Annotated in this window: 8 protein-coding genes and 2 pseudogenes; 4 read left to right on the forward strand and 6 right to left on the reverse strand. The window is 62.3% G+C overall.

All coding sequences use genetic code 11. The features are described from left to right. Nucleotides 1-26 precede the first annotated feature (26 nt). A pseudogene (locus CD932_RS10540) lies at nucleotides 27-605 on the forward strand (FAD-dependent oxidoreductase); the annotation flags it as partial. Between the two features lie 141 nt (nucleotides 606-746). Here the strand turns inward: CD932_RS10540 and CD932_RS28175 are convergent. Both CD932_RS28175 and CD932_RS10550 read right to left on the reverse strand, forming a co-directional pair. Further along, a pseudogene (locus CD932_RS28175) lies at nucleotides 747-839 on the reverse strand (IS6 family transposase); the annotation flags it as partial. A 215-nt stretch (nucleotides 840-1,054) separates the two neighbouring features. Further along, complete coding sequence (locus CD932_RS10550; protein WP_094442597.1) at nucleotides 1,055-4,612, reverse strand: indolepyruvate ferredoxin oxidoreductase family protein; 3,558 nt, start codon at nucleotides 4,610-4,612, stop codon at nucleotides 1,055-1,057. 118 nt (nucleotides 4,613-4,730) lie between these two features. On the opposite strand from CD932_RS10550, the gene CD932_RS10555 reads away from it, so the two are divergent. Next, nucleotides 4,731-5,198, forward strand: a complete 468-nt coding sequence (locus CD932_RS10555; RefSeq protein WP_094442598.1) for an Lrp/AsnC family transcriptional regulator — start codon at nucleotides 4,731-4,733, stop codon at nucleotides 5,196-5,198. Between the two features lie 300 nt (nucleotides 5,199-5,498). On the opposite strand, the gene CD932_RS10560 is transcribed toward CD932_RS10555, so the two are convergent. From CD932_RS10560 to CD932_RS10570, 3 genes are all read right to left on the reverse strand, one after another. After that, nucleotides 5,499-6,881: an L-serine ammonia-lyase gene (locus CD932_RS10560; RefSeq protein ID WP_094442599.1), complete on the reverse strand. Its 1,383-nt coding sequence runs from the start codon at nucleotides 6,879-6,881 to the stop codon at nucleotides 5,499-5,501. Further along, entirely contained in the window at nucleotides 6,878-8,569 is a 1,692-nt protein-coding gene (locus CD932_RS10565; protein ID WP_094442600.1) for an aminotransferase class V-fold PLP-dependent enzyme, read from the reverse strand. The genes CD932_RS10560 and CD932_RS10565 overlap by 4 nt, the downstream gene beginning before the upstream one ends. 143 nt (nucleotides 8,570-8,712) lie before the next feature. Further along, entirely contained in the window at nucleotides 8,713-8,943 is a 231-nt protein-coding gene (locus CD932_RS10570; RefSeq protein WP_094442601.1) for a hypothetical protein, read from the reverse strand. Nucleotides 8,944-8,972: 29 nt separating this feature from the next. On the opposite strand from CD932_RS10570, the gene CD932_RS10575 reads away from it, so the two are divergent. Together CD932_RS10575 and CD932_RS28180 are read left to right on the forward strand one after the other, a co-directional pair. After that, the gene (locus CD932_RS10575) at nucleotides 8,973-9,425 is read left to right on the forward strand and encodes a Fis family transcriptional regulator (RefSeq protein WP_141213223.1); all 453 of its coding nucleotides are present in this window, start codon (nucleotides 8,973-8,975) and stop codon (nucleotides 9,423-9,425) included. A 107-nt stretch (nucleotides 9,426-9,532) separates the two neighbouring features. Next, nucleotides 9,533-10,006: an AAA family ATPase gene (locus CD932_RS28180; RefSeq protein ID WP_141213224.1), complete on the forward strand. Its 474-nt coding sequence runs from the start codon at nucleotides 9,533-9,535 to the stop codon at nucleotides 10,004-10,006. Between the two features lie 191 nt (nucleotides 10,007-10,197). On the opposite strand, the gene CD932_RS10580 is transcribed toward CD932_RS28180, so the two are convergent. Continuing rightward, nucleotides 10,198-13,074 carry an insulinase family protein gene (locus CD932_RS10580; RefSeq protein WP_094442603.1) on the reverse strand — a complete coding sequence of 959 codons (2,877 nt, stop codon included), beginning with the start codon at nucleotides 13,072-13,074 and terminating at the stop codon, nucleotides 10,198-10,200. Nucleotides 13,075-13,092: the final 18 nt, after the last annotated feature.

The raw sequence follows: 13,092 nt of genomic DNA on the forward strand, positions 1-13,092 counted from the left end.
GACGCGGAGATGTGTATAAACCTATGGCCTATATGGGACGCGGCGTGTCCGCCTGCGCCACCTGCGACGGCTTCTTTTTCCGCAGTCAGGATGTACTGGTCGTCGGTGGCGGAAACACGGCCGTGGAGGAAGCCTTGTACCTGGCGAACATCGCGCGCAAGGTCACACTGGTGCACCGGCGCGACCGCCTGCGTGCCGAGCCCATTCTCGTCGATCGGCTGATGGCGCGGGTGAAGGAAGGCAGAATAGACCTGAAGCTCAATCAGACCTTGCACGAGGTGGTCGGTGACGGCAGCAAAGTTACCGGCGCCGTGCTGGCGTCGGCTGCGGACGGGCAAACCAGCCGGATCGACGTCGCCGGCGTGTTCGTGGCGATCGGGCACGAGCCGAATACGGGTCTGTTTGCCGGACAGCTGAAGATGTGCGACGGCTACATTGTCACGCTCGGAGGACGCGACGGCATGGCCACCGCGACCAGTGTGCCGGGCGTGTTCGCGGCCGGCGACGTGCAGGACCACGTGTATCGCCAGGCCATTACCAGCGCCGGCACCGGTTGCATGGCAGCGCTCGACGCGCAGCGCTATTTCGAAACGCTGCCGGCTTGAGCATGGACCATCAGTTCAGGCGGGCGGTGTATGCCGATGCCGCCGATTGGTAATCAAACGGCGCAGTTTCCCCGGAACGGCACTGCGCCGTTCAAACTGGACGGCGACGACATTGCATCGCCGCCGTCGATAGCGAACTGTGATGGCGCGATGGTCCTGCCTGACGATGTTGTTGAGGTATTTAACCTGACGCACCAGGATCGGCACGTCGCGGCCGGCGTTGATCGAATCGATCCCGCCTCGCACCGCCTGTTCGCAGCGGGCGAGTCGTTTGATATCGGTCGATTGAAGGCAAGGACGTTGTCAGTGCCGGGCGCGCCATCGAGCGAGGTGACGTACCAGGTTGGGGAGGGGGTTTTCATGCGCGACATGCCGAACCTGGGTGACAGCGGTAGGGTTCGGCATGATTTTACGGAGCGTGGACTAGCCACACTCCAGCAATCGGCCAGCTAGTCTTGCTGGCGCTTCAGCTCCACCATCGCATTGCCTTCATGTGATGCGCTATCGAGCCGCGCCAGCAGGGTATTCCACTGGGCGTCGACGCCGTCCAGCGCCGCCAGCTTGACATGTCCATAGCCGCGCACCCGGTCTGGCAATTGCGCCAGCGCCAGTGCTGTCTCCTTGTTGTCGGCGCGCAGGCCGGTGGCCAACCGGAGAACAAAGTCGATGTAGCGGTCGCGCAGCCCACGCTCGCGGCGGCGCTCGTGAGTGTAGCCGAAGATGTCCAGCGGCGTGCCTCGCAGTGGTTTAAGTCGCGCCAACAAGCCGAACGCCGGCAGCATCCAGCTACCCACCGTGATCTTGCGCGGGATGCCGGTGCGCGCATCGCGGCTGGCGATGAGCGGCGGCGCCAAGTGGAAGGCTAGCTGGTAATCACCATCGAATTGCGCGGCAATCTGCGCGTGGAACGCGGGTTCAGCGTGCAACCGCGCGACCTCGTATTCGTCTTTGTACGCCATAACCTTGAACAGGTTTCGTGCGACCGCTTTGCTCACCTGCATGCGCGAGTGATCGCCTTCGAGCGCGATCTCGCGCGCTTCGACAGCGGCTACCGCCTGCGCGTAGCGGCGCGCGTATGCGGCGCTCTGGTAGGAGGTGAGCAGCCGCACGCGTGCCTCAACGGTGTCTGCCAGTGAGCGGGGCGGTGCGAACTGGATTACCTGCGACTGCGCCGTGCCGGGCTTCAGCAAGCCGTCGAGCGCCTGCTGGTCGGCCGCCGCCAAGCGGCCTAGCAGGAAGGCGCGCTGGTTCATGTCGATTGCCACGCCATTAAGTTCGATGGCACGCATCAATGCCACCAAGCCCACCGGCACCAGCCCCTTTTGCCATGCATACCCCAGCAGCAGGATATTGCCGCCGACCGGGTCGCCGAGGAAGCGGGCTGCAGCATCATGCGCGTCCAGCGGCAGCAGCTTGTCTGGGCCGGCAGCTGCACCGAGTTTTTCCAGCAGGCCAGCCTTGTCGATCGATGCATCGCGTTCGCGGGTAAAATCGGCGGTGGGAATTTCGCGCTGGTTTACGACCACCTGCGTGTGGCCGTATTCCATCACCGCCAGGCTGTCCGGCATGGCAGCGACCACCAGGTCGCAAGCGAACACCGCATCGGCCTGGCGCAGGTCGATGCGAACCTGGTTCAGACGCGAAGGCGATGACGAAACGCGTACATGCGACATTACCGCGCCGCCTTTTTGCGCGAAGCCCATGAAGTCGAGCGTGGAGGCGCCTTTACCCTCCAGGTGCGCGGCCATGGTGATCAGCGCGCCGACCGTGACGATGCCCGTGCCGCCCACGCCGGCCACCAGGATTTCGAACGGCCGGTGCAGCGCGTGTGCGGCAGGCTGGGGGAAGGGTGCCAACGCGCGCTCCAGGTCGGCCCGCGACAGCGACACGCTGGCCGGCCTGCGCAGCGTACCGCCGAGTACCGAGACGAAGCTGGGACAAAAGCCTTCGGCACACGAATAATCCTTGTTGCAAGACGATTGCTCGATCTGGCGCTTGCGTCCAAGATCGGTTTCCAGCGGCAAGATCGACAGGCAGTTCGACTGCACGCCGCAGTCACCGCAACCTTCGCACACGGCGGCATTGATCACCAGGCGCCGGGCCGGGTCCGGAAATACCGTTTTGGTCGGCGTGTTCTTCTTGCGGCGCCGGCGCTTTTCTGCGGCACAGGTCTGGTCGTACACCAGTACCGTCACGCCGGCGATCTCGCGCAGCATGCGTTGGATGGCGTCGAGTTCGCGCCGGTGATGGACGGTGACGCCAGCTGGCAGGTGAACGGCGCGGTAGTTTTCGGGCGCGTCGGTCACTACCACCACCTTGGCCGCTCCCTCGCTGCAGACCTGCTCGACAATTTGTTGCACAGAGAGGCTGCCGTCCACTGGCTGGCCGCCGGTCATGGCAACGGCATCGTTGTAGAGGATTTTATAGGTGACGTTGGTGCGGGCGGCGATCGCCTGTCGGATCGCCAGCGAACCGGAATGATAATAGGTACCGTCGCCCAGGTTCTGGAATACATGGCGCTCGCCGACAAAGCGCGACGAACCCACCCAGCTCACGCCCTCGCCACCCATCTGCGAGAGGTAGGTGGTATCGCGCTGCATCCAGGTCGCCATGAAATGGCAGCCGATGCCGGCCATCGCCCGGCTGCCTTCCGGCACGCGAGTGGACGTGTTGTGCGGACAGCCAGAACAGAAATAAGGGGTGCGCTTGACGCCGTCGGCGCTGTTGGACAGCAGGTCGGCGGCGCAAAAATCCGGCAGCAGGCCCGCCAGGTCCAGTTGTGGAAAGTGCGGCGCCAGCCAGCGCGCCAGCACCGGCGCGATGCGCGACGGCCGCAGCTCGCCCAGCGCCGACAGCAACGGCTTGCCATCGCGGTCGGTCTTGCCAAAAACGGCCGGGCGGCCGGTTTGCGGCATATTGTAAAGCGCGTACTTTACCTGCTGTTCGATAACGGCGCCTTTTTCCTCAACCACCAGTATTTCGTCGAGGCCAGCGACAAAGCTCTGCAAGCGGGTGCATTCGAGCGGGAAGGTCAGGCCCGGCTTGTACAACCGCACACCCAGTTGCGCAAGGCGCTGGAGCGGCAGTCCCAGCCGCTCCAGCGCTTCGAGCAGGTCGAGGTATGCCTTGCCGGCGGTGAGAATGCCAAGTCGGGCGGCAGGCGCTGGTACTACCATCCGGTCAATCGAGTTGGCGCGGGCGAAGGCCTGCACCGCTTCGAGCTTTTCCGCCAGCCGGATTTCAAGCGCCAGGCCGGGCAGGTCCGGCCAGCGGTTGTGCAGACCATCAGGCGGCGGCGTGTAATCCACGGGGTCGATATAGGTGGGCATCGGCGGCAACTCGACCACCGCGCCGCCTTCCACAGTTTCGGAGATCGCCTTGAAGCCGCACCACGCGCCCGAGTAGCGCGACAGCGCCCAGCCGTACAGGCCGAATTCCAGGTATTCCTGGACGTTGGCCGGATTAATCACAGGCATGCTCCAGGCGATTAATGCCTGCTCGCTCTGGTGCGGCATCGAGGAAGACACGCAGCCGTGGTCGTCGCCGAGCACGACGAGTACGCCGCCGCGCGGGGACGAGCCGTACACGTGGCCGTGCTTGAGTGCATCGCCGGCGCGGTCCACGCCGGGGCCCTTGCCATACCACATGGCGAATACGCCATCGACCTTGCGGGTGGGATCGGCCTCCACCTGCTGCGAGCCCATGACGGCGGTGGCGCCCAGTTCTTCGTTGATCGCCGGCAGGAATTCTATCGAGCGCTGTTGGAGCAGGGGCCGGGCGCGCCACAGTTCCTGGTCGACGGCACCCAGCGGCGAGCCCCGGTAGCCGCTGACGAAGCCGGCCGTGTGCAGGTGGTGCGCCTCGTCATACAGCTTCTGCATGCAGAGCAGCCGTACCAGCGCCTGGGTGCCGGTGAGGAAAACATGGCCGTGCATGCGGGTGAGATTGTCGCTCAGTGCGTAGTGCGGATTGGCCAGCGGCAATTGAGGAAGAGTCATCGAATTCATGGTCTCGTTATGGTTATAGGAGCAGACAAGAATATGTCGATAGAGTCGAAAAATTATTTCTATCTGTTCGGTTTTAGCCGATAAAATGGCAGAAACTAGTCTGATAACACGTGAAAATATGAAAAACTCTTCTCTCGATACTGCGTCGCTGAAAATCCTGCAGGAACTGCAAAAGAACAGCCGTATTTCGTCCAGCGAACTGGCCGATAAGATCGGCATGTCGGCCAGTCCATGCTGGCGCCGTCAAAAGGAGCTGGAAGAAAATGGCTACATCGTGCGGTACACGGCGCTGGTCGATCGCCGCAAGGTGGGGCTGTCGGTGGTGTGCTTGCTGCACATTTCGCTGCTGCGTCACGCGGAAGGCGTGGTGCAGCAATTCGAGGAAGCGATGCGGCTGCGCCCGGAGGTGGTGGAATGCTACGAAACCACGGGTACGGCAGATTACATGGTCAAGGTCGTGGTAGCCGACATGGACGCCTACCACGACTTTTTGCACAACGTACTGGTCAAGCTGCCCGGTGTGTCGCAAGTTAATACCAGCGTGGCGCTGCGCGAAGTGAAGTACGAGACCGCGCTGCCGCTTTAATCCCGGAGCGAATTCAATTTTTTATACACTCAATAAACTGCATAAACGATTTACTCAATTATCACGGTTACTTCTGTTTTTTAAGGTTCTGTCGCATTGGCGAACGTCGACGGGCCAATCAGGAAAACTGCGGTGCCCGAACCCAGGACCAATTGATATGCTCAACTCAGTTTGAACGGCGCAGTGCCGTTCCGGGGAAGTTGTGCCGTTTGATCAGCAATGCGACAGAACCGGGCATTGCGATACGCTACGCCCCTTGCTCCAGAGGGGGCAGTTTCGGTCGGCGCCAACAGCCCTGCCTCAGCAGGCCGTATGGTTGACGGTAATGACATGTACCGCCAGGCCGCCGAGGGACGTTTCCTTGTACTTTGCCTGCATGTCCGCGCCGGTCTGGCGCATCGTTTCGATGACCTGGTCAAGGCTGACGAAGTGACTGCCATCGCCCCGCAAGGCCAGGGAGGCGGCAGTAATGGCCTTGATTGCTCCCATGCCGTTTCGCTCGATACAGGGTATCTGCACGAGACCGCCGATCGGATCGCAAGTCATGCCAAGGTGGTGTTCCATGCCGATTTCAGCAGCGTTTTCGACCTGCTCGTTGGTGCCGCCAAGCGCTGCGACCAGGCCAGCGGCCGCCATGGCACAGGCAACCCCAACCTCACCCTGACAGCCCACTTCGGCGCCTGAAATTGAAGCATTTTTCTTGCAGAGCATGCCGACTGCCGAAGCAGCCAGCAGGAAAACGCGGATGCCGGTGTCCGCATCGCAAGGATGGCAGTCTTCGGCGTAATAGCGCAACACTGCCGGAATAATGCCGGCAGCCCCGTTTGTTGGCGCCGTCACCACCCGTCCTCCCGCAGCGTTTTCTTCGTTGACTGCCATTGCGTAAAGCGTCACGTGATAAGTGGCGTCGTGGGGCAACTCGTTGCGACGCACGCCGGCGCCGCTGTGCGCGTCCTTGAACAAGCGCGCGGCGCGGCGCTTGACCCGCAAACCGCCCGGTAATTCTCCTTCGTTTTCCAGGCCGCGTGCGATGCAGTCACGCATCGTGTGCCAGATCCGGTCGAGGCCTGCGTCGAGTTCAGCATGGCCAACGCGCACCAGTTCGTTGGCGCGCAGCATGGAGGCGATCGACATGCCATGCGCTTTCCCGAGCTTCAGCAGGTCGGACATCGTGGCAAATGGGAAGGGTAACAGACCGTCTTGTTCGGCCTCGCTCTGCTGTTCGCCTGCCGTCGTGACGAACCCGCCACCCACCGAGTAATAAGTGCGCGCGATCACCTTGCCATCAGCCAAGTGAAGAACGAAACGCATGCCGTTGGGGTGTTCGGGCAAAGAGGTCGTCTTGTGCCAGAACAATCCGCTTTCGGCGCTAAATGGCACACGTCTGAGGCCCAATAGCGCGATGCTGCCCGCCGCTGCAGCTTGCGACAGCTTTGTGCTCACTGTCGCCGGATCGAGCGTTTCGGGCGCTTCGCCCATCAGCCCGAGAACGACTGCCTGATCGGTCCCGTGGCCGACACCTGTCAATGCAAGCGATCCATACAAATGGACCTCAACGGCCACCGCTTGATCGAGCACATCGCATTCGCGCAGAAAGCGTCGTGCCGCAATCATGGGACCCACCGTGTGCGAACTTGATGGCCCCACGCCAATCTTGAACAAGTCGAATATGCTCGTGTTCATGCCGTCTCCCCATATGTCTTGTCGCTGGCGTCGAGCAAGGGGGCCGCCAGTGCCAGGCCGCCATCGAGCGAGAACGCGGGGGCATAACCGAGTTGGCGCAGCAAGCTGGCGGCGGATGTGCTGCGGTTTCCGCTACGGCAAAAGAACAGGATCGCAGGCGGTTCTGGCAGCGCCAGCCAGCCTGGCACCGCATCGGCCAGGCGTGACAGTGGAATATTCAAGGCGCCCAACAGGCTTGCCGGCAATCTGCTTACTGCGTGCTCGACCGGGTCGCGCACATCGACGATGATGGTTGCTACACGCTGCTTGAGGAAATCCGGCAAAGCGGCGGCACCGATCTGCAAGGACGGGGCCACCTTTGCATGCTGCTCCTGCGCCTTCGTCGTATGCCCCGCCGGCTCGACCTTATTGGCAACGCCGCCCGGTGCGGTAACGGCATTTGCATGCGGCAGGTGAGCATCGAGGCAGGCGGCCCCGTTTCGAACGATGCCGTCTGCGTCGGCGCCATTGTCGAATGCCATGCGCAGCGCAGCGGCGCATTGCTCAATACCCGAGCAGGCGGCGTCGATAGTGGCGTCGTCGGTCGCCGCGCCGATCGAGATGCGCACTGCATTGCTGCTGCGCCAATCGGGCAATCCCATCGCCTGCAATACATAGGAGGGCAGCGCTTTTGCAGCAGAGCAGGCGCTGCCTGCTGAAACACGTATGCCGGCAGCGTCGAAGACATCCAGCAGGGTGCCGCTGTCAATGCCGGGCACCGTGACATTCAGGGTGGTCGGCAGTGATTGCTCGAGCGGCGTGTTGATCATCAGGTCCGGAAATGCGCGCAACAGGCTGGCGATCAATTTCTCGCGTGCCTGCTCCAACTGGGCGCAGCTGCGAAATGAACTGCCTTCTTCCAGCTCGGCAAGCACCGCTCCCAGTGCCGCGATACCCGGCATATTTTCAGTTCCGGAGCGCATGCCGTTTTCCTGGCCGCCGCCTATCATCAAGGGCGTAAACGGTGCACCTGCACGCACATATAACATTCCCACGCCTTTTGGAGCATACAGTTTGTGTCCTGAAAACGGTGCGTAATCGATGCGCGTCGACGATAGATGCAGCGATATCTTGCCCAAGGCCTGGACGCAGTCCACCAGCCAAAGGGCGTCGCTGCCAGATAGCGCGGCGGCGATGCCTTCAAGGTCGGACACGGCGCCTGTCTCGTTATTGGCGGCCATCGTGCACACCAGCGCCGCATCGGCCGCAAGCGCTCGCAGCTCGGCGAGGTCGTGCATGCCGCAACCATTGACGGGCAGGGCGCGTATTTCCAGATCTAATCCAAGCACGCGATTCCAATGCTTCAGACTCTCGGGAACGGCCTTGTGTTCAGTCGCGCCATACACAAGAATCGAGCCGGTGCGCTCGCCGCGAGCCCGCCGCTCGCGCAGCGAGCACAGTGCGGACAAAACGGCAGTTTGAATGCCTTCGGTGGCGCCACTGTTGAACATCAGTGCGCCGCTGCCGACACCGAGCAGGCGCCAAGCGCGCGCTCGCGTGTCATGCAAAATTGCCCGCGCCCGCAAGCCGGCCGAGTGTGTACTGCTGGGATTGCCATACGCGTCCCCCATCGCGCGATTCGCCGCTTCGCGGGCGGCGGGGAAGGTGTCGGTGGTGGCGTTGCAGTCGAGGTAGATGTCGGTTTTCATACTGGATATGGTACGCCAGACATTTGAAATGCATGTTCCGAATTATCTATAAAAAATGAAAAACAAAGCATATATATGCTTTAATTAATGATAAAAGAGTATAAATTTATTTTTGTCGACGCGGGATTTTTGACCTGAACCGTTCACCAGTACAGCCGCTTGATTCGCTGTTTTCCGTACTGCGACTTGCGCCAAAAATACATTACGATTCCGCTTTTATCGGCACCAGGCGCATCGATGACCAGCCAACCAATGTCGTTCGACACTCCGAAAGTTTTCGGTGCGATCCATCCTCCCTTCGTCGCTACCACCATCGATCTTTTGACCGGCAGTGCGTTATCGGCGCCGCGCCCTGCGCTGATCGACATCGCCATGACTGCCTGCGGGAACTCTGGTTCGCCTCATGCATTCTGACCACGCGCCTGGACGCAAACGCCTCCCCTTGCTGCTGCGTGGCGCGGTTTCGGCAGCACAGAAGGAGTGGCTCGAATTCCAGCCTTTGCCGCAAGCCACATGCAGCCGACTATCGCTGCAACATCATGCGCAGCTGGCGTCCTTGTATGTCGGCGCCGGGTCATTGCTTTCCCTGCAATTGATCATGCGCGTCGCGCTAGCGAGCGCGATTCTGCAGGAACTTGGCTACGGTCATGCCCTGCCACGTGAAATCGAAGAATACGAGGCATTGGCGACGCAGGCTTTGCAGAGTGGCAGCGAAGGCTGCTATCGGTTATCTGGCGAAGCGTACGCTGCCTTTGCCGGCCTGTTGATCTACCACGACCGGCAATTGGCCACGGCTCCGCTGAAGGCATTTGCCTACGCGGCGGAGAAGCTTGACAGGTATGGCCGTCCAGCTTGAGGCGCGCGCCTCCGTCATTACACGAAGGTATTGCACACAACAGTTTTTGTGGTTAAAGATAAAATGTATATCGCCACCAATGCATTATTTTTCCATTTATTTAATTTATGAATAAAATTGCCATCTTGAATCCCGACGATTTTTTGGGAACGCCAAGAGTATGGACTCCGGAAAGAAACAGAAATGCCTGGGAGGAAATTTACAGTATATTGGAGAGAAATTTTTCCCAAGATGTTGCCGATACCACTCTCTATATGGTTTTCGGAATACAGGGCTCCGGGAAGTCTACTTTTATTAAAAATAACCCGGATTTTTTCTCGGCGCATGCTTTTGTTGTCGATGCCGCCTTGCCTGCTGCTCGCCATCGTCAGCGCGCGCTAACACTGGCAAAACAGCACGGCGTGCGGGCAGAGGCGGTCTGGATCGATACTCCACTGCGGGTGGCGTTAAGTAGAAACAGCTTGCGCGAGCCTGATCAGCAAGTTCCAATGGAAAATATTGTGAATGTTCATACGCTTCTCGAGGCCCCCACCAGCGAAGAAGGATTCAGCCGCATACATCGTATACGGGAGAATCCTTGATTGCTGCCATCGCTGAAATGCGCTGGCGATGATTTGCCCGGCTTACGGTTTCTGATCCAGAACCGCCGTAAATGTGGGTTGCGCAGCAGGGTGTCGCCGGGTAGGGCGGCGATCAATGAGCTCAGCATGGACAGTCCGAGGAAAAGAAAACGGCCTCCGCAGAGGCCGTCGTGCAAAACGGCTGCGGCCCGTCAGTTTGGCGGCACGGACTCGCCCTTGCCGTACGCGAGCAGATCAAGCACCCGCAACCCGGCCAGGTCCTGCTCGACATTGCCGACCGACGCCGCGCGGCTCGGTGTCCCGTCCTTGAGCCAACGATTCACCACGGCCTTGACGTCTGCTATCGTGCATCCGAGTACGCCCGAACGGAATTGCCGGCGCACCGTCAGGTCGATGTCGCGCAGGTGCAGCGCCCAGGCCGCGAGCACCGCGTCGAACGGCGAGGCCGGATGGTCGAGCTTCTTGAGCACCGAAATGATCGCCTCTTCCAGTTGCTCTTCCGTGAAAGCCGTATCGGCCATCCGGTCGAGCGCCGTCGCAAAGTCGGCATAGGTGCCGGCCAGGCGCGGATCGCGGAAGGAGCTCATCGTGAACGTGCCGGCGCCTTCCAGGTAAGCGGCAAAGCCGCCGTAGGCGCCGCCGCGTTCGCGCACGGCCGGGTGCAGCAGTTGCGCAGTCAGCAGCTGGGCCGCCACCGCCAGTGCCGGCGCGTCGCGGTGGCGCTGATCGGGTGCCGCCCACGCGATATGGCAGTGGTTGACCTGGCTCGGGGCGTACAGCGCCAGGCCGGCCGGCGCAGCCGCAGGTGCCGGGAGCGCTGGCGTGGCAGCGCCATGCGCCGCGAACCCGTCAAACAGGCCGGAGAGCGCCTGCGCATCGTCGCCGGAACCGGCGCACAGCAGCGTTTGCGGGCACTCCACCATGCGCGCATGCAGGACGGCCAGGCGGTCCCTGACCTGGCGCAGGCCATCGGGCGTAGCGACTTGCGCCTGCAGGCCGGTGAGGAACGGGACGAAGGGTGCGCCGCCCGTCGCGTATTCGAACGCACGCAGCGGCGATACGGGGGCGGTCGCGGCCAGGCTTGCGTAGTTGTCGCCGCCTTGGGCAAGACCGTCGAGATGCTGGCGCGCCATCTGGTCGACGAGGAAGCGGATGCGCTCGTCTTCATCGAAGCGAGGCCGGTTGACGTAGGCATCGAGCATCTCGGCGATCTGCGCGTGCTCCTCGCGCAGCGCGCTGGCGAAGAAGTTCATGGACACGCGCAGCCCGGCGCCGGTGTTCTGCACCGCGTTGACCCCGATGGTGTGGCGGGCGACGCGGGAGCGGCGCCACGCGGCAGCCTCTTCGAAGCCCATGTCCGCAACACCGAGGTCTCCACGCAGCCTCGCATAGAGCGGCAGCCAGGCCCAGTCGGTCTCCGGCAGCGCGCTCACGTCGACCTGGACTCGGGCATAAGAAATGCCGTTCGAGGGGATCGAAAAGACGTACTTGCCGTCTGCTGCGGCGCCGGTATCGGGCAGTGCAAGCGGCTCGACACTCACGTCACCGGGGCGGATGCGTGGCAGCACGGATGAATCGCCCGATTGGCGCTGAAGAGCATCGAGCGCGGCGTTGTCGGTGGCGATGCGTTCCAGGTCGGCGGACGTCAGCGTGGCCTGGATGGAATCGAGTCTGGCGCGTTCGGTCGCGGCACGTTGCGTGAAGTAGTCCGGGTCCGGCAGAACGTCTGCGTCCAGCCGCGCCGGGTTGTCCAGCAGCTTGCGCACCAGGCCCCGGAAGAAGCCGGGGTCGGCGACGTCGCGGCGCAGCTGTTCCAGGATCGCCGTGCTGTCGAACGCCTCGACGACGTCGCCGCCGTGCAGTGCGACGGGCAGGGCACCGAGCATCCGCGACAGGATATTGGGCATCCGGCCGCCCGATGTATCGCGCTGGCTGTACGTGATGTCGCGTAGCGCTGCCCGTAGCGTGTCCTCCGGCACGCCGGTGTCGGCGACACGTTCGAGCGTGGCCCGGAGCAGGGTACGGGCCTCGGCCAGTTGCGACTTCTTGAGGCCTTCCATGCCGACGTGGAACAGCATCTGGCGCGCGTCCGAGTCCATGCCGTTGATGCGGGCCGGTCGGCCATAGCCGGCCGATTCCATGGCCTTGCGCAGCGGCGCCGAGGCGTCGCCCATCAGCCCTGCCCGGAGCAGGTCCGCATGGTAGTACACGGCCGGATCGGCAGACTCGCCGAGGATCCACGCAATCTGTACGCCGTGGTCATTCTCTCCGGCCTGCGACGGGATGGTGATGGCAGCCTTGCGCGGCGCGTCGACCGTGGCCAGCTGCGGCATTCGGCGCGCTGCGCTGCCGGTGCGTTCCGTCAGCACGCGCTCGGCGATGCGGCGCTGCACCTCGGCCGCCGCGATCGGCCCGGACGACATGAAGACGGCCTGCGACGGGTGATAGTGCGTCGCATGGAAGTCCTTCAGCATGTCGTGCGTCAGCGCCGGGATGTCGAGCGGATCGCCACCGTATTCGACTTCGTACGTCGTGCCCGCGAGCAGATGCCCGGTCAGGCCACGGTACAGTGCGCGCATCGGGTCGGCGAACGCACCCTTCATTTCGTTGAAGACCACGCCCTGGTAAGCCAGCTTGCCGTCCTCCAGCGTGTAGCGCCAGCCTTCCTGCAGGAAGTTCAGGTAGTCGAGCCGGGGGAAGAACGTGGCGTCCAGGTACACATCGAGCAGGTTGAAGAAGTCGTTGCGGTCCGTGCTCGCGAACGGATACGCGGTGCGGTCCGCGTACGTCATCGCGTTCATGAAGCTGGCCGTCGAGCGGCGCATCATCGAGAAGAACGGATCGCGCACCGGATAGCGGCGCGAGCCGCACAACGCGAGATGTTCGAGGATGTGCGGACGGCCGTCGCTCGTCTGCGGAACAGTCGGAAAACCGACCAGGAACGTCAGGTCCCCGCGCTCCGTGACCAGGTGGATGTGGCGCGCGCCGGATGAGGGCTCGACGTATTCCTCAACCGTCGCGCGCAGGGCCGGAATCTCGTGGGTTCGGAGTTTTTCGAATGTCGTCATGGGATGGTGAAGTAGGTG

It is taken from the genome of Janthinobacterium sp. PC23-8 (genome assembly GCF_002250505.1).
In the GTDB taxonomy this organism is placed as follows: domain Bacteria; phylum Pseudomonadota; class Gammaproteobacteria; order Burkholderiales; family Burkholderiaceae_D; genus Janthinobacterium.